Source organism: Kitasatospora sp. NPDC087315 (assembly GCF_044744345.1).
Taxonomy (GTDB): domain Bacteria; phylum Actinomycetota; class Actinomycetes; order Streptomycetales; family Streptomycetaceae; genus Kitasatospora.
The window spans coordinates 1-25,032 of the sequence record NZ_JBIUYD010000030.1 but is presented as its reverse complement, the minus strand read 5'-3'; the positions used below and the strand labels follow the sequence as shown (position 1 = coordinate 25,032).

The 25,032-nt window shown below is 71.7% G+C and carries 21 protein-coding genes, 1 rRNA gene and 1 riboswitch; of the genes, 7 read left to right on the top strand and 15 right to left on the bottom strand.

Annotated elements, in window-relative coordinates:
• Positions 1-32 precede the first annotated feature (32 nt).
• From ACIO5D_RS32905 to ACIO5D_RS32895, 3 genes are all read left to right on the top strand, one after another.
• The gene (locus ACIO5D_RS32905; protein WP_363609136.1) at positions 33-734 is read left to right on the top strand and encodes an alpha/beta fold hydrolase; all 702 of its coding nucleotides are present in this window, start codon (positions 33-35) and stop codon (positions 732-734) included.
• 97 nt (positions 735-831) lie between these two features.
• Entirely contained in the window at positions 832-2,112 is a 1,281-nt protein-coding gene (locus ACIO5D_RS32900) for an MFS transporter (protein ID WP_400799661.1), read from the top strand.
• A 96-nt stretch (positions 2,113-2,208) separates the two neighbouring features.
• Entirely contained in the window at positions 2,209-2,742 is a 534-nt protein-coding gene (locus ACIO5D_RS32895; RefSeq protein WP_363609140.1) for an HAD domain-containing protein, read from the top strand.
• Here ACIO5D_RS32895 and ACIO5D_RS32890 read toward each other — a convergent pair.
• Positions 2,720-3,508, bottom strand: a complete 789-nt coding sequence (locus ACIO5D_RS32890) for a CPBP family intramembrane glutamic endopeptidase (RefSeq protein ID WP_400651191.1) — start codon at positions 3,506-3,508, stop codon at positions 2,720-2,722. The two genes, ACIO5D_RS32895 and ACIO5D_RS32890, sit on opposite strands and share 23 nt — an antisense overlap.
• A 76-nt stretch (positions 3,509-3,584) precedes the next feature.
• On the bottom strand, positions 3,585-5,090 hold the full coding sequence (locus ACIO5D_RS32885; RefSeq protein WP_363609143.1) for a glutamate--cysteine ligase: 1,506 nt from the start codon (positions 5,088-5,090) through the stop codon (positions 3,585-3,587).
• A gap of 374 nt (positions 5,091-5,464) precedes the next feature.
• Between ACIO5D_RS32885 and ACIO5D_RS32880 the strand changes: the two genes are divergently transcribed.
• Positions 5,465-6,037: a hypothetical protein gene (locus ACIO5D_RS32880; protein ID WP_363609145.1), complete on the top strand. Its 573-nt coding sequence runs from the start codon at positions 5,465-5,467 to the stop codon at positions 6,035-6,037.
• A gap of 349 nt (positions 6,038-6,386) precedes the next feature.
• Complete coding sequence (locus ACIO5D_RS32875; RefSeq protein WP_363609147.1) at positions 6,387-6,578, top strand: DUF5999 family protein; 192 nt, start codon at positions 6,387-6,389, stop codon at positions 6,576-6,578.
• 79 nt (positions 6,579-6,657) lie between these two features.
• Here the strand turns inward: ACIO5D_RS32875 and gcvP are convergent, their stop codons facing one another.
• Positions 6,658-9,558, bottom strand: a complete 2,901-nt coding sequence (gcvP, locus tag ACIO5D_RS32870; protein WP_363609149.1) for an aminomethyl-transferring glycine dehydrogenase — start codon at positions 9,556-9,558, stop codon at positions 6,658-6,660.
• Between the two features lie 238 nt (positions 9,559-9,796).
• Positions 9,797-9,900: riboswitch (glycine riboswitch) on the bottom strand.
• A 223-nt stretch (positions 9,901-10,123) separates the two neighbouring features.
• Between gcvP and ACIO5D_RS32865 the strand changes: the two genes are divergently transcribed.
• Positions 10,124-11,353 carry a PRC and DUF2382 domain-containing protein gene (locus tag ACIO5D_RS32865; protein WP_400651186.1) on the top strand — a complete coding sequence of 410 codons (1,230 nt, stop codon included), beginning with the start codon at positions 10,124-10,126 and terminating at the stop codon, positions 11,351-11,353.
• 142 nt (positions 11,354-11,495) lie between these two features.
• Positions 11,496-12,977, top strand: a complete 1,482-nt coding sequence (locus tag ACIO5D_RS32860) for an MFS transporter (protein ID WP_400651184.1) — start codon at positions 11,496-11,498, stop codon at positions 12,975-12,977.
• Between the two features lie 142 nt (positions 12,978-13,119).
• On the opposite strand, the gene ACIO5D_RS32855 is transcribed toward ACIO5D_RS32860, so the two are convergent.
• The 12 genes from ACIO5D_RS32855 to rrf all read right to left on the bottom strand — a co-directional run.
• Positions 13,120-14,541 carry a DNA polymerase IV gene (locus ACIO5D_RS32855; RefSeq protein WP_400651181.1) on the bottom strand — a complete coding sequence of 474 codons (1,422 nt, stop codon included), beginning with the start codon at positions 14,539-14,541 and terminating at the stop codon, positions 13,120-13,122.
• 132 nt (positions 14,542-14,673) lie between these two features.
• The gene (locus tag ACIO5D_RS32850; protein ID WP_400799658.1) at positions 14,674-15,408 is read right to left on the bottom strand and encodes a vancomycin high temperature exclusion protein; all 735 of its coding nucleotides are present in this window, start codon (positions 15,406-15,408) and stop codon (positions 14,674-14,676) included.
• 90 nt (positions 15,409-15,498) lie between these two features.
• The gene (locus tag ACIO5D_RS32845) at positions 15,499-16,158 is read right to left on the bottom strand and encodes a MerR family transcriptional regulator (protein WP_363609157.1); all 660 of its coding nucleotides are present in this window, start codon (positions 16,156-16,158) and stop codon (positions 15,499-15,501) included.
• Positions 16,159-16,381: 223 nt separating this feature from the next.
• Entirely contained in the window at positions 16,382-16,858 is a 477-nt protein-coding gene (locus ACIO5D_RS32840; protein WP_030303568.1) for a bifunctional nuclease family protein, read from the bottom strand.
• A gap of 75 nt (positions 16,859-16,933) precedes the next feature.
• Positions 16,934-17,626: a MerR family transcriptional regulator gene (locus ACIO5D_RS32835; protein ID WP_363609171.1), complete on the bottom strand. Its 693-nt coding sequence runs from the start codon at positions 17,624-17,626 to the stop codon at positions 16,934-16,936.
• 182 nt (positions 17,627-17,808) lie between these two features.
• Positions 17,809-18,690 (bottom strand): FHA domain-containing protein, encoded by an 882-nt coding sequence (locus ACIO5D_RS32830; protein WP_363609173.1) that lies wholly within the window; start codon positions 18,688-18,690, stop codon positions 17,809-17,811.
• A 214-nt stretch (positions 18,691-18,904) separates the two neighbouring features.
• Positions 18,905-19,948 carry a DUF881 domain-containing protein gene (locus ACIO5D_RS32825; RefSeq protein WP_363609159.1) on the bottom strand — a complete coding sequence of 348 codons (1,044 nt, stop codon included), beginning with the start codon at positions 19,946-19,948 and terminating at the stop codon, positions 18,905-18,907.
• 52 nt (positions 19,949-20,000) lie between these two features.
• Complete coding sequence (locus tag ACIO5D_RS32820; protein ID WP_030062488.1) at positions 20,001-20,333, bottom strand: small basic family protein; 333 nt, start codon at positions 20,331-20,333, stop codon at positions 20,001-20,003.
• Positions 20,330-21,448, bottom strand: a complete 1,119-nt coding sequence (locus ACIO5D_RS32815) for a DUF881 domain-containing protein (RefSeq protein ID WP_400651170.1) — start codon at positions 21,446-21,448, stop codon at positions 20,330-20,332. Before ACIO5D_RS32815 ends, ACIO5D_RS32820 begins: the two co-directional genes overlap by 4 nt.
• 166 nt (positions 21,449-21,614) lie before the next feature.
• Positions 21,615-24,110, bottom strand: coding sequence for a sugar phosphate nucleotidyltransferase (locus ACIO5D_RS32810; RefSeq protein WP_363609163.1), 2,496 nt, complete (start codon positions 24,108-24,110; stop codon positions 21,615-21,617).
• Positions 24,111-24,234: 124 nt separating this feature from the next.
• Positions 24,235-24,846: a CDP-alcohol phosphatidyltransferase family protein gene (locus ACIO5D_RS32805; RefSeq protein ID WP_363609165.1), complete on the bottom strand. Its 612-nt coding sequence runs from the start codon at positions 24,844-24,846 to the stop codon at positions 24,235-24,237.
• Positions 24,847-24,945: 99 nt separating this feature from the next.
• Positions 24,946-25,032: ribosomal RNA gene (rrf, locus tag ACIO5D_RS32800) — 5S ribosomal RNA — on the bottom strand; the annotation flags it as partial.

Here is a 25,032-nt window from a genome sequence, read left to right as displayed (position 1 = left end):
CGCCGCGCGGCCCGTCCCACCGAGAGGAAGCCATGCCTGATCAGGGCGGCTCCCGGCAGAACGTCACCTTCCCGAGCAACGGGCGTCGGGCCCACGGCTATCTGGCCCGTCCGCCGCAGGGCGTCGGCCCCGGCCTGGTGGTGGTGCAGGAGTGGTGGGGGCTCACCTCGCACATCGCGACCATGGCGGACCGCTTCGCCGCCGAGGGCTTCACCGTCCTCGCACCCGACCTGTTCGGCGGTGCCACCACCCACGACAGCGCGGAGGCCGCCCGGCTGAGGCGCGAGCTGCCGGTCGAGCGGGCCGTGGCGGACCTCGGCGGCGCGGTCGACTTCCTGCTCGGGCTCGACGGCGTGGTCGGGGACGCCGTCGGGGTGGTCGGCTTCTGCATGGGCGGCGGCTTCGCCCTGCTGCTCGGCGCCGCGGCGGGCGACCGGGTGGCCGCCGTGGTCCCGTTCTACGGGCTCCCGCCGGACCAGGACTTCGACTACCGGGGCCTGACCGCGCACGTCCTCGGCCACTTCGGCGAGCGGGACCGCTCGATCCCGATGGCGGCCGTGGACGAGGCGGCGATCCGCATCGGCGAGGCGACCGACGTCCGCCCCGAGATCCACTTCTACCCGGCCGGGCACGCCTTCATGAACGACGAGAACCCGCTCGGCGGCTACGACCCGCTCCAGGCCCGGACGGCCTGGCGGCGCACCCTCAGCTTCCTCCACGGCCACCTCGGATAGGGCCTGCCCCGCGCCCCGCCCCGTACCCGCCCCACCACCGCCGGTAAGGCCCGAAAACCCGCTGGACAGCTGACAGTTCGCCCGGCATAGTCTCCAGGTGCCCAGCCAACCCGCACGCCGCCCCCGTTTCCCCTGGGCCGGCCGCAACTACCGCATCCAGACCGCCGCCACCGTGATCAGCGGCCTCGGCAACGCCGGCGCCCCGATCGCCACCGCCTTCGCCGTCATGGACAGCGGTGGCTCCACCACCGAGGTCGGGTATGTCACCGCGGCCCGTCTGGTGCCGGTCGTCCTGCTGCTGATGGTCGGCGGCGCCCTCGCCGACCGGCTGCCGCGCCACCACGTCATGGTCGCGGCCAATCTGTTCAACGCCCTCTCCCAGGCCGTTCTGGCCGCCCTCGTCCTCTCCGGCCACGTCCAGCTCTGGCAGTTGATGCTGCTCTCCGCCGCCGGCGGCGCGGGCCACGCCTTCTACGCCCCGGCCTCCGAGGGCATGATCATGCAGAGCGTGTCGACGGAGCACGCCGGGCGGGCGTTCTCGGTCTTCCGGATGGCCCTCAACTCGGCCCAGATCGGCGGTATGGCGCTCGGCGGCGCCCTGACCGCCGCCGTCGGCCCCGGCTGGGTGCTCGCGCTGGACGCCGGCTGCTTCCTGGTCGCCGCCTGCCTGCGCTTCCTCCTGGAGGCGGAGGCCGCGCCCACCGCCGGCGCCGGGCCCGGCATGCTGCGCGATCTGCGCGAGGGCTGGCAGGAGTTCGCCTCCCGGCGCTGGCTCTGGGTGATCGTCCTCCAGTTCGCCGTCCTGATGGCGTGCATCACCGCGGTGGACGCGGTCTACGGGCCGATCGTCGCCAAGGAGCAGCTCGGCGGCGCCGGCGACTGGGGTCTGGCGCTGGCCGCGCACGGGATCGGCCTGGTCGTGACCGGCCTGGTGATGGTCCGCTGGCAGCCGCGCCGGATCCTGCTCGTCGGCAACTACGGCGTCTTCCTCTTCGGCCTGCCCGCCCTGGCCCTGGCCGTGGCCGCGCCGCTGCCGGTCCTGGTTGCCGTGATGTTCCTGTCCGGCGCCGGGGTCACCGTGTTCGGCGTCAACTGGATGATCGCCCTGCAGCAGGAGATCCCGGCCGAGATGTTCTCCCGGGTCTCCGCCTACGACCAGCTCGGCTCGCTCTCCCTGGCACCGGTCGGAACGGCCCTGGCCGGCCCGGCCGCCGACGCGCTCGGCCTCTCCGGCGCCCTCTGGGCCTGTGCGGTGCTCTGTCTGCTGCTCAGCGCCGTCGTCCTGCTGGAGCCGCAGGTCCGCCAACTCTCCCGGCGCGCCGCCCGGCCCGCCGAAGCCGCCGTGCCGACCGGTACGGAGGCCACCGCCGTCCGCTGAGCGCCCCACCTGACCCGTACGCCCCGCCGGTGGCAACCACCGGCGGGGCGTCCCGCGTCCGACCAGGAAACGACGGAGTCGAACCTGGGGCGCCCGATGCCGAAACCACTGCTCTTCCTGGACGTCGACGGTGTGCTCAACCCGGTCTGTCCCGGCCCGGAGAACGATTTCGACACGCACACCCTGCTCGGCTACAGCGTGCTGCTCTCGGCCCGGCACGGCGAGTGGCTGCGCGAACTGGCCGGCACCTACGAACTCGTCTGGGCGACCACGTGGGAGGAGAAAGCCAACATCCACATCGCCCCGGCGATCGGCCTGCCCCGCCTCCCGGTGGTCCGCTTCGCCGGCTACGTCCCGCAGCCCGGCGACCCGCGGGTGCCGCTGATGGACCTGTTCTCCGCCCACAAGTGGGCACCCCTGCTGCGGTACGCCGCGGGCCGTCCGTTCGCCTGGGTCGACGACGTCATCCCCGGCTGCCTGGTCCGCCGGGCGCTCTGGCGGCGCGACCGCGTCCTGCTGCCGATCGACCCCGGCCAGGGCCTCGAACGCCGGCACGTGGACCGGCTGCTCGCCCGCCCGCCGCGCACCCCGGCCGTCCCGTTCCCGGTCAGCCGGTCGGCAGCCAACTGACGTGCCCGGCCAGCAGCGCGTACCCGACGAAGGCCACCGTGTCGATCAGCGCGTGCGCCACCACCAGCGGCATCACCCGCCCCCACCGCCGGTACAGCAGGCAGAACACCGCGCCCATCACCATGTTGCCGATCAGCCCGCCGACCCCCTGGTACAGGTGGTACGAGCCCCGCAGCACCGAACTCGCCACCAGCGCGGCCGGCCAGGACCAGCCCAGCTGCCCGAGCCGGCGCAGCAGGTAGCCGAGGACGACCACCTCCTCCAGGATCGCGTTCTGCCAGGCGGAGGCGAGCAGCACCGGGATCCGCCACCAGACGTCGGGCAGCCCGGAGGGCGCCACCGTCAGGTTGTAGCCGGCCGCCTGGGAGGCCAGGTAGAGCGCGAGCCCCGAGCCGCCGATCGCGGCGGCGACGGCGGCGCCCCGGCCGAGGTCCTTCAGCTTCTGCCCGAGGTCGAAGCCGAGCACCCGCAGCGCGGCGCCCTCGCGCACCAGCAGATAGCCGACCAGTACGACCGGCATCAGGCCGCGTCCGATGTAGTACAGCTGCCAGGTGAGGTCCAGCCAGGGCCGGCCGGGGGCGCGCGAGCCGTTCAGGGTGGCGACCTGCTGGCCGAGCTTGAGCGGCTCGGTGAGCGAACCCGTGAAGCTGATCAGCGCGGCGATGCCGCTGGCCCCGAGCGAGAGCCCGAGGACGGTCAGCAGCTCCACGCCGAGCAGCCGGCGCGTGGGCGTCGCGGTCTCCGGTGCGGTCGGGACGGTGGTCACGGGGGGCTCCAGCGGGCGGGCGTCGCTCCGGCCGTCGGCCGACCGCCGGAGCGGTCATCCTGCCACAGGGCTGCTCCTAGCCCACCGGCCAGGTGTGCACCGGCTCGCCGCCGCGCATGTGCTCGATGTACCGCCGGGTCATCGCGGCGAGCGCGGCCGACCGGTCCATCCCGAACTGCTCGCGCAGCCGGTGGAAGGTCGCGCTCTGCCAGGAGGCTCCGTTGACGCGGCGCAGGCAGCGCTGCTCGATGATGCCGAGGTAGCGGTCCCGGTCGGCGGGCTCCACGCCCCACTCGTCCAGTCCCTGGTACGCCATCGGCAGCAGTTCGTTGAGCACCAGGTCCACGGCGGAGACGGTGGCCAGCCCGCCGGCCCGCCCGGCCCGGCCGCGCTGCGGCCACTGGAAGACGGCGTCGATGCCGTACCGGGCGGCCTGCTGGAAGTTCTCGTCCGCCCGGTCGAACGGCAGCCTGGTCCAGATCGGCTTCGGCTGTTCGGCCAGCACCCGGACCAGCCCGTAGTAGAAGGCCGCGTTGGCCAGGGTGTCGGCCACCGTCGGGCCGGCCGGCAGCGCCCGGTTCTCCACCCGCAGGTGCGGCACGCCGTCGCTGACGTCGTACACCGGGCGGTTCCAGCGGTAGATGGTGCCGTTGTGCAGGCGCATCTCGGCCAGCCTCGGGATCCCGCCGGAGGAGAGCACCTTGGCCGGGTCCTCGTCGTCGCAGATCGGCAGCAGCGCCGGGAAGTAGCGGAGGTTCTCCTCGAACAGGTCGTAGGCGGAGTCCACCCAGCGCTCGCCGAACCAGGTGATCGGGCGCACGCCCTGTGCCTTGAGCTCCGCCGTACGGGTGTCGCAGGCCTGCTGGAAGAGCACCGGCCTGGTCTCCCGCCACAGCTCCCGTCCGAACAGGAACGGCGAGTTGGCGCCGAGCGCGAGCTGCGGGCCGCAGAACGCCTGGGCGGCGTTCCAGACCGAGGAGAACCGCTCGGGGGTGACCTGCAGATGCAACTGCAGGGAGGTCGCGGCGGCCTCGGCCACCATGGTGATCGACTCCAGCTGGAGACGCTCGACGCCCTCGATGTCCAGGGTGATGTCCTCGCCCCGGGCCGCCACGATCTGGTCGCTGAGCAGGCTGTAGCGCTGGTTGTGGGACATCGCGTCCAGCCCGGTGTGGTCGTGCTCCAGGGTCGGGAGGATGCCCACCATCACGATCCGGGCCCCGGCCTCGGCGGCCCGCCGGTCGGCGTAGCGCAGCCCGGTGTCGATCTCCTCCCGCAGTTCCTCGAAGACGTGCCCGCAGAGCCGGTGCGGGGTGATGTTGACCTCGATGTTGAACTGGCCCAGCTCGGTCTGGAAGTCACTGGAGCCGATGGAGCTCAGCACCTGCGCGTTGCGCATCACCGGAAGACCCTGCTCGTCGGCCAGGTTGAGCTCGATCTCCAGGCCCACCACCGCTCGCGGGCGGTCGAAGCGCTCCTCGCGCAGCATCCGCCCCAGCGCGTCGAGACAGGACTGCAGCTTGCGGCGGTACTGCTGTCGGTCCGACAGGTCCGCCCGCGTCGCCACGACCTTCTCGCCCATGGTCCCCTCCTCCTGAGCCCACCCGGCCGACCGACCGTGCAAGCATCATGCCCGCCTGGAAGATCGATACCCGAGAGCTTCGAATGGCTTGCAATGCAAGGAAACTGATGGACTTTCAGCGCATCTGCCGACTTGCCCGGCGACACCGCCTGTGATAAACAGGTCACCCTGCGCACCTGTTCGAGTAGAATTCGCACTGCACTGCGCTCCGGCCGGTCTGCTACTGCTCCGAAGCCCTCGTCGACTGCAGCAGCCGCGCCGGCACCGCGATCATGCACAACCGGACACGGCCAGGTCCCGTCACCGATGACACACCGCGCCACGCCGGTATGCCGCACTCGCACGCCGATCTCGCACGGAGAGGCGACCTCGCCATGACTCTGCAGACCCCCCAGCCCCCGCCCAGTGCCCTGCGCGCGGTCCTCGCCGCGCTCGACTCGGAGACCGCGCTGCGCCAACCCGCCGCCGCAGCGCTGCTCCACCCGGCCGGCCCACTGCTCCCCGCACACCCGCTCGCGGTCTACGTCCTGGACGGGCCACGCCCCGAACTCCGCGCCGCCCGGCGAACGGGCTGGCGCTTCCTGATCAAGGACGGACCCGAGGTCGCCGCCGCGGCGGAGGTCGTACAGGGCGTGGAGGGCCACGCCTTCTCCCACTTCACCGCCGGGCCGTACCTGGACTCCACCGTCCGGGCCCTGCGCCAGGCCTGGCAGCTCGCCCAGTCCTCCCGGGCCCGGCAGCAGCCCAGACTGCTGACCTTCCCCGGCCAGTACGCGACGGCGCTGTGGCTGCACAGCCCGGACGCCGGCCCGGCCTCGGACCTGCTGATCCCGCTGGCACCGGCCCCGCTCGGGGTCACCGCGCACCGCGCCTATCCGGCCGGCGACCTGCTGGCGGCCCTGGCACGGACACCGCTCGCCGGGTCGCTGCTGCTCGGCTCGCCCTGAGGCCCCCCACGGCACCCCACCGCCCTGCCCGCCCACCCGGGCGGGCCATCGGGCATGGCCTTCCCGGGCCAGCCGGACGATGGCCCGTCCGGGGGTGATTCACCCGCTACGCCACCTGAACGGGTGATCTCTGCCCGGGGGTTGTGGCGCGTGTCACGAAATCGCTGCGCGATCGTCCCCGGATGCCGACACTGGGAACCAGCGTGGAAGGACCCCCTGTCCTACCCACTTGAGCGCCGGCCCACACCTGGCCCGGCGCCGGACAGGATCCGGCTACCGCGGCGGCTCCCGATGGTCATCCGTCGGCCGCACCACGGGGTGGATCGCAGAGCGAAGCGAGGGTACGCGAATGTGCCAGCACCGTCCTGAGTGCCCGTCGGCCGAATCCGAGGACCGCGAGGCGGCCGTACCGGTGGCCTGCCACCCGGAGCAGGGCTGGAGCCTGCTCTGCAACGGCGTCCTGCTCTTCGAGGACACCGGCGAACTGCTGCCTGACGGCCGGGTGATCGCCCCGCGCCGCGCCGTCGCCCACGCCGCGTAGACGGCCGGGGCGACACAGGACGGGGCAGGGCCCCGGCGGAACGTTCCGCCGGGGCCCTGCCTGTGCCGTCCGGGCTACGTCAGGAGCCGTACTCGTCCAGCGGCGGGCAGGAGCAGACCAGGTTGCGGTCGCCGTACGCGCCGTCGATCCGGCTGACCGGCGGCCAGTACTTGTCCGCCGGGTTGACGCCGGCCGGGAAGACCGCCTCCTGCCGCGAGTAGCCGTGCGCCCAGTCGCCGGCCAGGGCGGCTGCGGTGTGCGGGGCGTTGCGCAGCGGGTTGTCCTCGGCCGCCCACGCGCCCGAGCCGACCTTCTCGATCTCGGCCCGGATCTCGATCATCGCGTCGCAGAACCGGTCGATCTCGTGCAGGTCCTCGGACTCGGTCGGCTCGATCATCAGGGTGCCGGCCACCGGGAACGACATCGTCGGCGCGTGGAACCCGTAGTCGATCAGGCGCTTGGCGATGTCGTCCACCGAGACGCCGGTCTCCTTGGTGAGCGGGCGCAGGTCGATGATGCACTCGTGCGCGACCAGGCCGCCGGGGCCGGTGTAGAGCACCGGGAAGTGCGGGGCCAGCCGCTTGGCGATGTAGTTGGCGTTCAGCACCGCGACCTGGGTGGCGTGCTTGAGCCCCTCGCCGCCCATCAGCCGGACGTACGCCCAGGAGATCGGCAGGATGGCGGCCGAGCCCCAGGGCGCGGCCGAGATCGGGCCGACGCCGGTGGCCGGGCCGGCCTCCGCCTGGAGCGGGTGGTTGGGCAGGTACGGCGCGAGGTGCCCGCGCACCGCGACCGGGCCGACGCCGGGGCCGCCGCCGCCGTGCGGGATGCAGAAGGTCTTGTGCAGGTTCAGGTGCGAGACGTCCGCGCCGAACTTGCCCGGCTTGGCGAGGCCGACCAGGGCGTTCAGGTTGGCACCGTCCACGTACACCTGGCCCCCGGCCTCGTGCACGGCCGCGCAGATGTCGGTGATCTGGGTCTCGTACACGCCGTGGGTGGACGGGTAGGTGACCATCAGCACGGCGAGGCTGTCGCGGTGCTTCTCGATCTTGACCTTGAGGTCCTCGACGTCCACGTCGCCGTCGACCAGGGTCTTGACCACGACCACGCGCATGCCGGCCATCACGGCGGAGGCCGCGTTGGTGCCGTGCGCGGAGGACGGGATCAGGCAGACGTCACGCTGGGTGTCGCCGTTGGCGTGGTGGTAGGCGCGGACGGCCAGCAGGCCGGCCAGCTCGCCCTGGGAGCCGGCGTTCGGCTGGATGGAGACGGCGTCGTAGCCGGTCACCTCGACCAGCTGCTGCTCCAGCTGACGGATCAGGGTGAGGAAGCCCTGCGCCTGGTCGATCGGCGCGAAGGGGTGCAGCTGGCCGAACTCGGGCCAGGTCACCGGCTCCATCTCGGTGGTCGCGTTGAGCTTCATGGTGCAGGAGCCCAGCGGGATCATGCCGCGGTCCAGCGCGTAGTCCCGGTCCGACAGGCGGCGCAGGTACCGCAGCAGCGCGGTCTCCGAGCGGTGGCTGTGGAAGACCGGGTGGGTCAGGTACTCGTCCTCGCGCAGCAGCGCGGCGGGCAGCGCGTCGGCGCCCTCCGCGACCTCGACGCCCTCGACGCCGAACGCGGCCCAGACGCCCGCCAGGTGCTCGCGGGTGGTGGTCTCGTCGGTGGAGACCGAGATCCGGTCCTCGCCGTCCTGGTAGACGTTGATGCCGTGCTCGCGGGCGGCCTCGGCGATCGCGGCGGCGCGGCCGGGGACGACGGCGGTGACGGTGTCGAAGAACTCGCCGTGCAGCAGTTCCACGCCGCCGGCCCGCAGGCCCTCGGCGAGGGCGGCGGCGTAGCGGTGGGTGCGCCGGGCGATGTCCGCCAGGCCGTCCGGGCCGTGGTAGACGGCGTACATCGAGGCCATCACGGCGAGCAGCACCTGGGCGGTGCAGATGTTGCTGGTCGCCTTCTCGCGGCGGATGTGCTGCTCACGGGTCTGCAGCGCCAGGCGGTAGGCGCGGTTGCCGTCGGCGTCGACGGAGACGCCGACCAGGCGGCCGGGCAGCGAACGGGCGTACTCGGCGCGCACCGAGAGGTAGCCGGCGTGCGGGCCGCCGAAGCCCATCGGCACCCCGAAGCGCTGCGAGGTGCCGCAGGCGATGTCGGCGCCGAGCGAGCCCGGGGACTTCAGCAGGGTGAGCGCCAGCAGGTCGGCGGCGACGGCGACGATCGCGCCGAGGCCGTGGGCCTGCTCGATGACGGGGGTGAGGTCGCGGACCACACCGGTGGCACCCGGGTACTGGAGCAGCACGCCGAAGACACCGCGCTCGACGATCTCGGCCGGGATGCCCGCGGAGAGGTCGGCGACGACGACCTCGACCCCGGTCGGCACGGCGCGGGTGTTGACCACCGCGAGGGTCTGCGGCAGGGTCTCGGCGTCGACCAGGAAGACACCGCCCTTGACCTTGGTGACGCGGCGGGCCAGCGCCATCGCCTCGGCGGCCGCGGTGCCCTCGTCGAGCAGCGAGGAGCCGGAGGTGGGCAGGCCGGTCAGGTCGGAGACCAGGGTCTGGAAGTTGATCAGCGCCTCCAGGCGGCCCTGCGAGATCTCCGGCTGGTACGGCGTGTAGGCGGTGTACCAGGCCGGGTTCTCCAGGACGTTGCGGAGGATCACCGGCGGGGTGAAGGTCCCGTAGTAGCCCAGGCCGATCATCGGCTGGAGCACCCGGTTGCGGCCGGCCAGCTCGCGCAGCTCCGCGAGCACCTGGGCCTCGCTGCGACCCGCGGGCAGGTCCAGACCGGTGATGGAGCGGATCGCCTCGGGCACGGCGGTGGCGGCGAGCTCGTCCAGCGAGCCGTAGCCGACCTGGGCCAGCATCTTCTCCTGCGCGGCGGCGTCGGGGCCGATGTGGCGGGTCTCGAAGGGGCTGGCCTGCTCAAGCTCGGTGAGGGTCGCGGCGCTGGTGGAGCGTCCGGCGTTCGGCTGGGCGTTCATGGTGGTCGAGGCCTCCTGGTCACGGACCGGCGGGGGTCCGCACGCCGGACGGCTCCGATCGCTGCGGACAGCGGCTCGGCCCGGGCGGACGAACCCGACAGGCCTCCCCCTCTGTCATCGGGACCTGAGAGCTTCACCCGCACGGTGCGCTGTGGGCGCACCGTCGGCTTGCACCGTCGGTGAGGGTGGTGGCCGCCGGCTCCCTCGCCGGCGGTCCTGCCCTGCTTTCCAGAGTGACCTATCCCACACGGTACGGATGCCTGAGAGATTCCGGGGAGGAGTTGCTCCTTCGGCGCCTCGACCAGCGGTTTTCGCGGTCGGGGACTCTCCCGAGCGGGCTCGGCGGTCGCGCCCAGGGTACCAGCGGGAAGCCCTCCGATCACGGGTACGTCAGGTCACTCGGCCACTTCACCCGTGACCCGTACAGCGGAGCACCCGGCCCGGACGGCTGCACCCGGCTCGCGTATGTCTGGTTCATGGCTTTTGGTGTGAAGTGGCGGAGGGAACGGGTGCTCAAACCGCCGGCCTACGGCGTTCCGCAGGAACAGCTGCACGGGAGGAAAGAGTGCAAACCGATATCGATCCCCGGGACCTCATCGGCCACAAGGCGGTGGACCGCAACGGAGACAAGATCGGCACGGTCGACGAGGTGTACCTCGACGACGCCACCGGCCAGCCGGAGTGGGCCGCCGTCCGGACCGGCATCTTCGGCCGGGACGCCTTCGTCCCGCTGACCACCAGCGAGTTCTCCGGCGACGAGCTGCGGGTGCCGTACGACAAGTCCCTGGTGAAGGAGTCACCGGACTTCGGCGTGGGCCAGCACCTCTCACCGGCCCAGGAACTCCAGCTCTACCGCTACTACGGACTCGACACCCCGGCGGACGACCGCTCCGGGCCCGACACCGACCAGCCGGCCGACCTGGACTTCGGCGCCGTCCCCCCGGCGGAGAAGGCCGCCGACGCGGCGGGGGCGGGCGCGGCCGCAGGCGTCGCGTCCACCGCCGCGGCTCCGGCCAAGCACCTCTCCTTCCACTCCGCAGACGCCGCGCCCCCCGCCGGGCCGCTCGCCTTCCACTCCGCCGACACCGCGCCCGCCAAGCACGCCACCACCCCGGCGGTCGACCTCGGCAAGCCGTCCGGACCCGCCCGGGAGACCGCCTCGGGAGCCGGCACCGCCACCGCGCCCGCCGCCGCGCCCCGGCCGCAGACCACGGAGCCCGACACTCCGGCCGTCGACGGCGCCCCAGTCGTCGACGGCGCCCCGGTCGACGCCGCACGGCCGGCCCCGCCCGCGCTCGGCAGCCCGGTGGAGCTCACCTGCCGCGAGGAACGGCTGGAGGTCACCACCGAGTGGCACGTCCTGGGCACCGCGAAGCTGCGCAAGTACGTCATCACCGAGGCGGTGGAGCACCGCGTCCCCGTGGTCCGCGAGCGGGTCCGGGTGGAGCGGACGCCCGTCAGCGAGGCCGAGCGCGCGCTCATCACCAACAAGGAGATCGCCGAGTCCGTCGAGGAGGTCACGCTGCGCGAGGAGCGCCCGGTGGTCCGCAAGTACCTGGCGCCCGTCGAGCGGGTCCGCCTGGTGGTCGAGCGGTACACCACCGAGGAGGTGATCCGCGACGAGCTGCGGCGCGAGCACATCGAGGTGCACGACGCCACCGCGCCCGCCCCGCCCCCCGCGACGGCGTCCGTCCACACGCCCGTACCCCCGGCGGCCCACACTCCGCACCCGGCCACAGCCGCCCGTGCGGTGGACGAACCGGCCCGCGAGGCTCCGGTCCGGCCGCTCATCTGAACCGGACATCAGCAGGACCCCGGGCCGCCGCGGCCCGGGGTCCTCGACTTTGCCAAAGCTTCACCAATCGATATTTGACACACTGAAGTATCCCCCTGCATGGTTACTTCAGTTCATTCACCATGTACAGGAGGAAGCAACCGTGAGTGAGGCACCACAGCCCACCACCACGAAGCCAAGCAGCGCCCGGGTCCTGCCGGCCCTCATCCTGGCGATGCTGTCGTTCAGCGTGGTGCAGACCGCGGTCGTTCCGATCCTGCCCTCGCTGGCCAAGGAGCTCGGCGTCTCGGGCTCCAGCATCACCTGGCTGATGACCGCCAACCTGCTCTCCGCCGCCGTGCTGACCCCCCTGCTGGGGCGCTTCGGCGACCTGCGCGGCCGCAAGCCGATGCTGCTGATCTCGCTGGCCGGCCTGGTGGCGGGGTCCGCACTCGCGGTCACCACCCACTCCTTCACCTGGCTGGTCGTCGCCCGCGTCCTCCAGGGCGCCGGCGGTGGCGTGCTGCCGCTGGCCATCAGCATCGTCCGTGACGAACTGCCCAAGCAGAAGGTCACCGGCGGCGTCGCGGCGATCAGCGCGTCGATGGGCGTCGGCAGCGGCCTCGGCCTGGTCGCCACCGGCCTGCTGCTGGAGCACTGGAGCTACAAGTCGATCTTCTGGATGGGCCTGGTCTTCGGTCTGCTCGCGGTCGCCCTGGTCGCCTTCCGGGTGCCCGCCGACCCGGTCACCGACAAGGACGGCGGCGCCGACCCGCTCGGTGCGATCACCCTGGCCGGCTGGCTCTCCGCCCTGCTGGTCGCGGTCAGCCAGGGCAACCACTGGGGCTGGACCTCCACCAAGACGCTCGGCCTGTTCGCCGTCGCCGCCGTGGTCGCCCTGATCTGGGGCGTCATCGAGGTCAAGGTCAAGCACCCGCTGGTCGACATGACGATGATGTCCCGCCCGGCCGTCGCCTTCACCAACCTGGCCGGCCTGCTGATCGGCTTCGGCATGTACGGCTCGTTCATGGTGATCAGCAACTTCGCCCAGACCCCTGAGAAGCTCGCCCACTACGGCTTCACCGCCACCGTGCTGCACGCCGGCATCATGCTGCTGCCCTCCGCGCTCGGCTCGATGGTCGCCGCCCCGCTCGGCGCCCTGCTGATCGCCCGCCGCGGCCCCCGCCTCCCGCTGGTCCTCGGTGGCGTCCTCGGCGCCGTCGCGATGGCCTACCTGGCCCTGCGGCACAGCCACGAGGCCGACATCTACACCGCCTCGGCGATCTTCGGTCTGGGCATCGGCCTCGCCTTCTCGGCGATGCCCGCCTACATCAACGGCGCCGTCCCGGTCGAGCAGAGCGGCATCGCCAACGGCATGAACGCCGTGCTGCGCACCGTCGGTGGCGCGATCGGCACCGCCGTGATGGCCGCCATCCTGACCGGCGACACCATGAAGCTGCCGATCCCGGTCTCGCTCCCCACCCTGGACGCCTACAAGCACGCGTTCTGGACCGCCGCCGCGGTCTGCGTGGTCGCCGGCGCCGTCCCCTTCCTGATCCGCAGCGTCAAGCCCGCCACCATCGTGGCCCAGGGCTCCGCGGCGAACCACGCCTCCAGCCCCGAGCTGGTGAAGACCGACGCCTGACGAGGCGTCCACCCCCGCGCTCAGGGACAGGGCGCGGGGGACCGGACCCCGAACGGTCGACGAGGGCATCGCGGCCGTCCGAGGCCCGGCACGGCACGCGGCCCCACCCGGATCCCCCGCCGGGTGGGGCCGCTTCGTATGTTCAGCCGTCCCCTGCCGAGCCTTCGGCCCGACCCGCCTCCCCGTCGTCGGGAGCCCCCTCGTCCCCGCGCAGCGGCAGCGGCCGGGCCGGCTCCAACGCCGGATCGTCCACCGCGAAGGTCCGCACCCGGCCCCGCCCGCTCCACGGCGTCTCGAACCGGACGGTCACCCGGCCGACGCCACTGCCCTGGACCCAGCCCGGCCCGAACCCGGCATGGCGGACGTCCTGCCCGGGCATCCAGTGCCGCACCCCGGCCGCCACCGGCTCGGGCTCCGCACCGGTCGTCTCGTCCTCGTCCGCCTCCCGCTCCGCAGACTCCTCCCGGACGGCCTGCGCGAACAGGTCCTCCTGGGTGTAGTCGGCCAGCTGCGAGACCCCGACACCGAGCAGCCGCACCCCGCCGGTGATGTCCACCTGGCCGGCCAGTCGGCGGGCCGTCTCGGTGATCACCGTCTCGTCGTCCGTCGGGCCGCGCAGCGTCTCCGAGCGGGTCAGCGTGGAGAAGTCGAACCGGCGGACCTTCAGCACCACCGTCCGGCCCGAACGCCCGGCCGCCCGCAACCGGCGCACGCACCGCGCCGCCAGCACCTCCACCTCGCGCAGCACCCGCTCCCGGTCAGCCAGGTCCACCTCGAAGGTGTCCTCCACCGAGACGGACTTGGCGTCCTGGTCGGCCACCACCGGCCGGTCGTCCAGCCCTGTCGACATCTGGAACACACCGGCGCCGTGGGCCCTGCCGAGCAACTGCACCAGCTCGGCCTCCCCCGCCTCCGCGAGATCGGCCACGGTGTTCAGACCGGCCCGGCGCAGCACCTGCTCGGTGGCCGGCCCGACACCGGGCAGGGCCCGCACCGGCATCGGCCCGAGCACCGCGCGCTCCTGGCCGGGCTCGATCAGCACCAGCCCGTCCGGCTTGGCCTGCTCGGAGGCGATCTTCGCCATCAGTTTGGACCCGGCCGCCCCGACCGAGGCGGTCAGCCCGGTGCGCCGGTGGATGTCCGCGCGCAGGTCCTCCGCCAGCGCGAGCACCAGCCGCTCCCCCGTCGCGTGGTCCGCCGCCGCCAGCGCCGGTCCGTACGGGCCGGCCTCCAGGTCGACGAACGCCTCGTCCAGGCTGAGCGGCTGCACCAGCGGCGACAGCTCGCGCAGCAGGCCCATCACTATCTCGCTCACCTGCCGGTAGGCCTCGAACCGCCCGGACAGGAACGCCGCGTTGGGGCAGAGCCGGCGCGCCTGGGCCATCGGCATCGCCGAATGCACCCCGAACTTCCGCGCCTCGTACGAAGCGGTGGAGACGACGCCACGCCCGCCCAGCCCACCGACGATCACCGGCTTTCCACGCAGGCTCGGCTTGGCCGCCTGCTCCACCGCCGCGAAGAAGGCGTCCATGTCGAGGTGGATGATGCTCGGCAGTGACCGCACTCGCCGATCATGCCGCACGGGTCCGACAGTCCGTACGAACCCGGCCGCCGCCCGTCACCCGTCGGCCGTCACCAACCGCCGGGGAGCCTGCCAACCTGGACCGATGCCACGCTGGATCGACGCCGCCCGGGGTCAGCGCTGCCCCGCGACCGACCCCGCGTCGGCCAGTGCCTGCGGAATGCCCTGTTCCGCAGGGCCGAGGAACACCGGATCCGGCCGCAGCCAGGCGTTCAGCGCCGCTTTTCCCGCTCCCGGGATCTCCCGCAGCCCGCCGTACAGCCAGGTGGCGTCGTGCAGCTCCGGTACCCCGACCGCGTAGGAGTCGATGCCCGCCGCCTCGCAGAGCGCCAGCGCCCGCCGGACGTGGAAGTCCTGGCTGACCAGCACCGCCCGGTCAACCCCGAAGATCCGGTGCGCCCGGGTGCAGGAGTCCCAGGTCTCGAAGCCCGCGTAGTCGCCCACCACCCGCACCTGGGGCACCCCGTGCTCGACCAGGTACTGCCGCATCGCGTCGGTCTCGTCGTAGCTGTCCCGCCCGTTGTCACCGGTGACCAGGATCGCCTGGACCTTCTGCAGCCGGTACAGGTCGACCGCCGCGTCCAGTCGGTGGGCCAGATACGGCGACGGCTTGCCGTCGAAGAGCCCCGCGCCGAAGACCACCGCCACCGGTGCCGTGGGCGCGCTCTCCACCGTGCCCACCCGGTCCCCCGCCGACATCCACAGCCAGGCGCTCGGCGCCAGGGCCAACGAACAGCAGCTGGTGGCGAGTTGGAAGATCCTGCGCTGGGTGCGCCGCCGCCGCAGCCGGACGCCGAGCCGCAACGCCCGCCGCCTCAGCAGACCAGGTATGCCGGAGCCGGACCGCACATGCCCTCCCGTGATCGGTTCACCAGGCACGACGAGGCCGCGGGCCCGGACGGTTCCCCGTCCGGGCCCGCGGCCTCGTCAGCTCCCGCGTCAGCCCGCGCGGTTGCGGCGCTGCGCCAGCTCGTCCGCCGGGTCCTGTCCGATCACGGTCTCACCGGTGTCCGTACGCTCGGCGTGCAGCCGCCCGAGGGACCGCTCCAGCTCCTGCCAGACCGCACCGACCGCGATGCCGAAGACACCCTGACCGCCCTTGAGCAGATCGACCACCTGCTGCGGCGTGGTGCACTCGTACACCGTCGCGCCGTCGCACATCAGCGTCAGCCCGGCCAGCCCGGTGACCTCCGGGGACTGCAGATGGGCGACCGCCACCCGGATGTTCTGCAGCGAGACACCCGCGTCCAGCAGCCTCTTCACGATCTTCAGCAGCAGGATGTCGCGGAAGCTGTACAGCCGCTGGCTGCTCGCCGGATACACCGACCGGACGCTCGGCTCCAGCAGCCCCGTCCGGGCCCAGTAGTCCAGCTGGCGGTAGGTGATCCCGGCCGCGGCACAGGCCGTCGGGCCCCGGTAGCCGATCAGCTCGGAGGTCGGCGCGAGGCGCTCGATGGCCGGCTGGCCCGGCTGTACGGCGGGGAACCGGCCCACCCGGGGCAGCTCCGGCCGGTGCAGGTCAGCCACGCTGCGAGCGGTGCGCGACATGTGCACGGCGCACAGGCCTCCCACGGCCGCTTCATCGCCGGTGCTGATCATGCCTACCTCCGTCCACTCGTCCTGCGGGCAACCCAGGCTGCGGGCGAGAGACACCCTGACAACCACTCCTGACGGTAGGCAGTCCCCTATGGCCCGTCAACGATCGCCACGCCGAGCGGGATAAACCGCGTCACTCGGGAGAGTGGTTTTTCGTGCCCCTAGTGTGGGTAAGTAGTCGCCTTTTGGCAAAATGACCGAACGCCCGCCCCGCCAGGTCTCCGCATTACTGCGGACCGCTGCCGCCGAAGTCCTCGGGCGACACCTGATCGAGGAACTCGCGGAACTTCTCGACCTCGTCCTCCTGCTCGTCCGGGATCGCGATGCCCGCCTCCGCGAGCACCTCCTCGCTCCCGTAGATCGGCGTGCCGGTCCGCAGCGCCAGCGCTATCGCGTCGGACGGCCGGGCGCTCACCTCCACCCCGCCGGCGAAGACCAGTTCGGCGTAGAACACGCCCTCCCGCAGATCGGTGATCCGCACCTCGGTGAGCTGCTGGCCGAGCGCCTCCAGGACGTCCTTGAAGAGGTCGTGCGTCAGCGGGCGCACAGGCGTCATGCCCTGCTGGGCGAAGGCGATCGCGGTCGCCTCGCCGGGGCCGATCCAGATCGGCAGGTACCGATCGCCCCCGACCTCCCGCAGCAGCACGATCGGCTGGTTGGAAGGCATCTCCACCCGGACACCCACGACGTCGAGCTCATTCACACAGGCAACCCTATGGCCCTCGACCCGGATATGAAAGCGCAGAGTCGACGGCGCTGGTCAGCGCGGTGGGGCAGGCTACGAGCGGATTCGCAGGCCGGCCTGGACCATGGCCGCGTGGAGCCGCACGGAGAGCGTGGCCAGCTCCCTGGCGGTGGCCTCGGCGTGGGCCCTGGTCTGTGGGTTCCGGTGCCGCCGCAGCGGCGCCACGACCTGCTCGACCAGCGCGATCTCGCGGTCCGCGGCGGCCTTCATGGCCCGCAGGTGGCGCGGTTCCAGGCCGTACCGGCCCAGCTCCGCGACCAGCCGGGCCACCTGCAGCGCCTCGCCGTCGTAGCCGCCGTCCGGACCGGGTGCGACCAGCCCGTACGACTCCCACTCGGCCAGTTCGCCCTCGCCCGCCTCGGCGGCGGCCAGCAGCTCGGCCCGGCCGAGCCGGACCCCGGTCGAGGCCTCGGCGGCCGCCACCAGCTCGCGGTCCGCCTCCTCCATCGGCCCGGGCCTGGCGTCGGCAGGGGGCAGCGCGGGCGGGTTCTCGCCGCGCTCGATCGCGTCCAGGTGCTCGCGGATCACCCGTAGCGGCAGATAGTGGTCGCGCTGCATCCGCAGCACGTACGCCAGCCGCTCGACGTCGGCCGGACTGAACTTGCGATACCCCGAGGGTGTGCGCTGCGGCTCGACCAGGCCCTCCGCCTCCAGGAACCTGATCTTGGAAATGGTGACCTCGGGGAAGTCGTCCCGCAGGAAGGCCAGCACCGCTCCGATGCTCAGCAGCTCGTCGCCGGCGCGCCGTCGGCCACCCCCGGCCACCCGGTCCGAGTGGATCGGGCGCCTGGGGGCCGCGACCACCCCGCGCACGGTCTGGTCCGCTTGCGAACCGGACGACGCGGGGTTGGCCGCCCCGAGAGATGAAGGGGTGTTCGCACTCACTCGGGCTCCTGCCAACGTTGGGGTCAGTACCCCCGGTTATGGCCGGCGAAGAACACCAGCCGGTACTTCCCGATCTGCACCTCGTCGCCGTTGTTCAGCGACACCTCGTCGATCCGCTCCCGGTTGACGTAGGTGCCGTTGAGGCTGCCCACGTCGGCGACGCTGAAGCCGGCCGGGGTGCGGCGGAACTCCACGTGCCGCCGCGAGACCGTGACGTCGTCGAGGAAGATGTCACCCTGCGGGTGACGTCCGGCCGTGGTGATGTCCGAGTCCAGCAGGAACCGGCTGCCCGAGTTCGGGCCGCGCTGGACGATCAGCAGGGCCGAGCCCGGCGGAAGCGCGTCGATCGCCGACAGCACCTCCGCCGACAGGGCCGGCGTGGCGCCGGTGCCGGTGGTGGTGTTGGGGTCGTACGACTCCAGGCCGGAGATCGAGATGGTCGACGTGGTCTCCGCCGCCCCCTCGGGCAGCGCGCCACCGCGCAGCGCCATACCGCAGTTGGAACAGAAGCGGGCCGCAGCCGGGTTCTGGTTGCCACACCTGGGGCACGGAATGGGGCCAGCCATGTTCACAGCCTCCTGGCGCGGCACACCCGACGGGTTGTGCCCGGCATACGGGTCCGGGGCAAACCCTCCACCAGAGGTTGAGGGTCCTGACGGGAAACCTATGCGCGGGGCGCCGGAGGGGTCAACCGACGCGCCGTAGCCCGCGGAATTTCCCGCGTACTGGGCGCCGGCACCGTCCCGGAACAACGGCCGCTCGGCGTAGTCCGCCCCCTCTGGGGCGGAGCGCATGCCCGGCACGGCGGGCTCTTCGTCGGCGCGGCGGTGACGCGCGGTGGGCGCCTCGACGGCGGCCGCGTCACGGCCCTTGTTGCGACCGAACAACTTCGAGAAGAAACTCACGGGCGAATCCCCTTGCGTGTGACAGACCCGCCCGCGGGGCAGGGTGAGAACCTCGGACAGGCTGCGGGCCCGGTCATGGATCGGGCCGGCTGGAGTGGTACTCCGACGGGTGGTGTTCCGGCGTGTGCTGGTGTGGACCAGTCTCGCCCACGCGACGGCGGCCTCCCGCACCGGGGGCCGCCCGCGGGTGACGGACCGTTCGACAGGTGCCCCGTCACTTCGGAGCCGGCTTGGCGTACTGCGGTGTCTTCAGATCGACGAGAGCGTCGACGACCACCTTCTGCTGCTGGGAGATGGTCGCCCGCGCCTGATGGCTCTCCAGGGTACGGACCACACCCCCCGGGATGTTCAGCGCGGGTGTGAGGTCCTGCGGGTTCCCCACGACGGTGAACCGATAGGGCTGCGAGACCTTCTTGCCGTCGATCTGCACGCCGCCGCCGGACACGTCGGTGAAGTAGGTGTTGACCACCACACGCACATCGTTGATCTGAATCGCCTCCGCCCCCGCCGCTCGGAGTTCCTGCAGGGTGTCCAGCAGCATATCTGCCTTCACCTGCCCTTGGGGATCATCGACCGTCAGTACGATGCCCGGACCAGTGGCTTTGACGGTCCCGGCAAGCACGCCGAGCTCCGTCACCTTCTTCCTGGTCTGTTCCTGGGCCTCCTTGGCCTGGTTGGAACTGTTCTCCAACTTGGCCAGGGACTGCTCGAGCTCCGCCTTCTCCTGCTGGAGACGCTGCTGGCGGCTGTCCAGTTCGTCGAGGATACGAACAAGATCCTCCTGGCGTGCGCCACGCAGCTGGCTGTGGTGGTCGTTCGTCGAACGCACCTGGATCGCCAGCGCCAGACCGAGCGAGAACAGCAGCACCGCCACGACCAGCTGGCCGCGCGACAGGCGCGGCGGCCAGAGCGCCGCCTTCAGGCGCCGCCGACCCGCACCGCGGTCGTCGGCGTCCGGTTCCGCCCCGGGTTCGGCCGGCTCCTCCGCCGCTCGTACCCGCTCCGCCTCGGGCGCCGTCCCGGCGGCCGGTTCCGGCCCGGGCACCGCCACCGGCTGCGGCGCAGGCGCGGCGGGCTCGGCCGCCGCCTCGACCTCAGCCTTGGCCTCAGGCTTCGCCGGCCGCCCCTCGGCCTCCTGCTCGGCCTGGCCGCCGTTCCCCTGGTCGGACGACCCAGACCCCGCGACGGGCCCTTCCGGAATCCGCTCCGGCGCCTTGCCCGCCGCCTTCTCAGGCCCCTCGCCGCTGCCCTCGCGCACGCCGTTTCCTGCCCTTTCGTCCATGTTCCCGTCCGCCGGCCCGCGGTCCGGCTCAGGCACGGAAGACATGGCGCCTGATCGCAGCGGCGTTCGAGAAGATGCGGATACCGAGGACGACGACCACGCCGGTGGACAGCTGCGAGCCGACGCCCAGCTGGTCCCCGAGGAAGACGATCAGCGCCGCGACCACCACGTTCGACAGGAACGAGACGATGAACACCTTGTCGTTGAAGATCCCGTCCAGCATGGCCCGGACGCCACCGAAGACGGCGTCCAGCGCCGCCACCACCGCGATCGGAAGATACGGCACGACGGCGTCGGGCACCTCGGGCTGGACGAAGAGCCCGACGACCACCCCGATCACGAGACCCAGTACGGCAATCACGGTCTAGCTGCTCCTGTCCCTGCGGAGGAGGGCGGCCCGCTTGTGGCCGCCGTGGGCGTGTGGGCTGTCGCGGTCCTGGCGGAGGTGGTCGGCGTGCGCCTGCCCGAGGGCTGCCCGCTGGGCGTGGCCTTCGACGAGGCCCCGGCGGAGGGGCTCTCCGAGCCACTGGCGGACGGTGGCACACCGGCGGAGGCCGAGGAGCCGGGGGCGGCCGACGGGCTCGCCGTCGGCGCCGGCTCGGGCGTGGCCGGCTGGGCGGTCCGCAGTGTGACGCCGACCGCCGCCGGCAGGGTCAGCTTCTTCTGCGCCGAGATCGTCGACTTGATGCCGTACTTCTCCTGGAGCAGCCGCAGGTACTGGCCCGCCATATTGCCCTCGAAGGCGGTGACCAGCTTCGGACCGTCCCCGAGCGCCTGCACGTTGTACGGCGGGACCAGCGGCCGGTTGTCGACCAGCACCGCCTCGCCGGCCGCCCGGATCGCCGAGAGCGCGGTGAGCCGCTGCCCGTTGATCGACACCGCCTCCGCACCGGACTCCCAGAGGCCGTTCACCACCAGTTGAAGATCTCGGTCCCGGAGGCGGCCGCTGTTGGAGAAGCCCTGCCCGGCGCGCGGATCGACGTTCCCGCCCGCGCCGGTGCCGCTCGCGTCCTCCAGCACCAGTTTCACGCCCGGCCCGGCGACCTCCCCGAGCCCGACGGTGCCCGCCAGGTCGGCCGGATCCGTGTCCCCCGAGTCCAGCGCCTGCTGCTGCGCATTGTCGGCCTTCCGCCGCAGGTCCTGGACCTGCTGCTGGAGGTGGTCCACCGAGCCGTTGCTGTCGTTGATCCGCTGGATCAGCGCGTCGCGTTCCTTGGCCAGCGTCGGCTCGGCCTTGTGCGCGTTGACCGCGCCCACCGTCACCACGGCCCCGACCAGGGCCAGCCCGGCACCCAGCGTGAGCAGGCCCCGGGCCGTGCCCGGTATCCGGCTGTCGCGGTCACCGCCCTGCGCCGCGGCCGCCTCGGCATAGCCCTCGTCCAGACTGTGGTCCATCACATTGGTCAGCAGGGACATCGAGGCGTCCGGACGGTTGTACCGTCCGTTACGGGCACCCGGTGTCGGCGTCGCTGGCATGCGGACCATCGTCCCATGTCGGCGGAGGACCCCGCGCACACCCCCTGACCTGCACACACGCCATAAGCGACGGATCATGACCAAGAGTGCGAAAACGGACAGCGGGGCGGTACGGGACATCCCGTACCGCCCCGCTGTCCTGACCGCGGTTCTCAGGCCCCGGCCGTCACCGCCCGGCCCCGTCGACCACTGCGGCCCACTCGTCCAGCAGCGCCTCGGTCGCCGCGTCGTCCGGGCCCTCCGCCCAGAGGTGGGTGATCGCCTCGGCCGGGTCCGGCAGCACCAGCGTCCAGCGCCCGTCGGCCTCGACCACCCGCACACCGTCGGTGGTGTCGAGCCGCCGGCTACCGGCCGCCTCCACGACCGAGCGCATGACCATGCCCTTCGCCGCCCACGGCGTGGCGATGTCCCGGCGCCGGATGTGCGCCTGCGGGATCCGCGCGTCGATCTGGCTCAGCGTGAGCTGGGTCCGGGCCACCAGGCCGACCAGGCGGACGAACGCCGCCGCACCGTCCAGTACGCCGCTGAACTCCGGCACGACGAAGCCGCCGCGCCCGTCCCCGCCGAACACCGTGCCGTCGGCCGCGGCCGCCTTGGCGAGGTCGTCCGGCGAAGTCGTCGTCCAGCAGACCTGGGTGCCGTGGTACGCGGCCACCTGCTCGGCGATCCTGGTGGTCGTCACCGGGAGCGCCACCTGGCCACTGCGGCGCTCGGCCGCGACCAGGTCGAGCAGCACGAGCAGGGCCCGGTCGTCGTCGATCACCCGGCCCAGCTCGTCCACGAACGCCACCCGCTCGCCCACCGGGTCGAAGCGCACGCCGAAAGCCGCCCGGGACGACGCCACCAGCTCGCCCAGCCTGGCCAGCCCGGCCCTGCGCTCCTCCGCGTCCTCGGTGGGCCTGGACTCGTCCAGCCCGCTGGAGACGGTGAGCGCCTCCACCCCGAGCCGGCCGAGGATGCTCGGCAGAACGAGTGCGGCACTGCCGTGCGCGGTGTCCACGACCACCTTCAGTCCGGCCTCGCGAACGCCCGTGGTGTCCACCGTCCGCAGCAGATTACCCGCGTAGGAGTCGAAGACGCTGGACGGGAAGGTCAGATCACCGATCTCCCCGGGGAACGCGCGCCGGTACTCCTGGCGTGCGTACACCCGGTCGAGCTTGCGCTGCCCGGCCTGGGAGAGGTCGGCCCCGCGTTCGTCGAAGAAGAGGATGTCGAGCGAGTCCGGCACCCCCGGCGTGGTCCGCAGGAAGATCCCGCCCGCACTCCCGCGCGCGGTGTGCTGCCGGGCTACTGGCATCGGCACGTTCTCGAGGTCACGGACGTCGATCGCGCTCGTCTGCAACGCAGAGATCATCGCCCGTTTGAGTGCACGCGCACCACGCGAGTGGTCACGCGCAATGGTGACGGTGGCCCCCTTCTTCAGGGTCGTCGCGTACGCGCCGGCCAGCCGGACGGCCAGCTCGGGCGTGATCTCGACGTTCAGGATGCCCGAGACACCGCGCACCCCGAACAGGTGCTCCTGGCCGCGGGATTCCCAGATCACCGAGGTGTTGACGACCGCACCGGCCTCGATGGTCTTGAACGGGTACACCCGGACATTGGCCGTGATGATCGACTCCTCGCCGACCAGGCACTCGTCCCCGATCACCGCGCCGTCCTCGATCCGGGCGGCCCGCATCACATCGGTGTTCTTGCCGACCACACAGCCGCGCAGGTTGCTCTGCGGTCCGATGTAGACGTTGTCGTGGATGACCGCCCGGTGCAGGAAGGCGCCGCGCTTGACGACCACGTTGCTGCCCAGCACCGTGTGCTCGCGGATCTCCACCCCGGCTTCGACCTTGGCGTAGTCACCGATGTAGAGCGGCCCGCGCAGGACCGCCTCCGGGTCCACCTCCGCGCCTTCGGCGACCCAGACACCCGGCGAGATCTCGAACCCGTCGAGCTCGACGTCGACCTTGCCCTCCAGGACGTCCGCCTGGGCCTTGCCGTAGCTCTCGTGGGTACCCACGTCCTCCCAGTAGCCCTCGGCGACATAGCCGTAGACCGGCTTGCCCTCCTTGAGCAACTGCGGGAACACATCACTCGACCAGTCGACGGACTCCCCCGCGGCGACGTAGTCGAAGACCTCGGGCTCCATGACATAGATACCGGTGTTCACCGTGTCGGAGAAGACCTGACCCCAGGTCGGCTTCTCCAGGAACCGCTCGACCCGCCCCTCGTCGTCGGTGATCGTGATACCGAACTCCAGTGGATTCGGCACCCGGGTCAGACAGACCGTGACCAGTGCGTTCTTGCTGCGGTGAAACTCGATCAATTCCGTGAGGTTGAAGTCGGTCAACGCGTCACCGGAGATCACCAGAAAGGAGTCGTCCTTCAGCGCGTCCTCGGCGTTCTTGACACTCCCCGCAGTGCCGAGCGGCGTCTCCTCGTTGGCATATGTCAGATGCATTCCAAGCTCTTCGCCGTCACCGAAGTAGTTCTTGACCAGTGAGGCCAGGAACTGCACGGTGACGACGGTGTCGGAGAGGCCGTGCCGCTTCAGCAGCCGAAGCACATGCTCCATGATCGGCCTGTTGGCCACGGGAAGCAGCGGCTTCGGCATGCTGGAGGTCATCGGGCGGAGCCGGGTGCCTTCGCCCCCTGCCATTACAACGGCTTTCATTACGGGTGCGTCCTCCTTCGGGGTGGTGGACCTGCAGGTCCATCAAACCGTTCCAGAGGTTCTTCTACCCGGAAGATATCGTCCGACGCACCGTGTCGCCGTGGCACTTCTCTCAGATCACGTCTCAGCCTGTGGACGCGGCGCCGGCCCGGATGATCCGCCGCGCCTGAACGGCGTAAAGAATACCGGCCCACCAGTACAACGTGGTCCCCCACCAGATGAAGGCCCAGCTCACGGCCTCGGCCAGCCGCGAGATCCAGCTGTCGCCGACGCCGAGCAGGAGAAGCGGAAACGCGTACATCAGATTGAATGTCGCGGCCTTCCCCAGAAAACTCACCTGAAGCGGCCCATAACCATGCCGGTTCAGAATGGGCAGAAGCGCCAGGATAAACAGTTCACGCGCGAGCAGGATGCCCGTGACCCACCACGGCAGGATCTCACGCCAGGTCAGGCCGACCAGAGTGGAGAGGACATAGAGCCGGTCCGCCAGCGGGTCGAGCAGCTGGCCGACCCGACTGATCTGCCCCCACCTACGGGCGAGCTTGCCGTCCAGGTAGTCGCTGATGCCACTCAGCATCAGGATCAGCAGCGCCCAGCCGTCGTTGTTCGGCCCGTCGAACACCGGCCAGAGGATCAGCCAGAGAAAGAGCGGAACACCGACCAGCCGGCCCATGCTCAGCAGGTTGGGGATGGTGAGGACGCGATCGGTCTGGACCCGCGTCTCCTGGACCTCCACCCGGGAGCCTCCTGTACCGTGTGACGACTTTTGCACATTGACCTTACAACAGAGAAGCCCCCGCCCGGTTCACCCGGCGGGGGCTTCTCTCGAATGATTGTTCGGCGGCGTCCTACTCTCCCACAGGGTCCCCCCTGCAGTACCATCGGCGCTGTGAGGCTTAGCTTCCGGGTTCGGAATGTAACC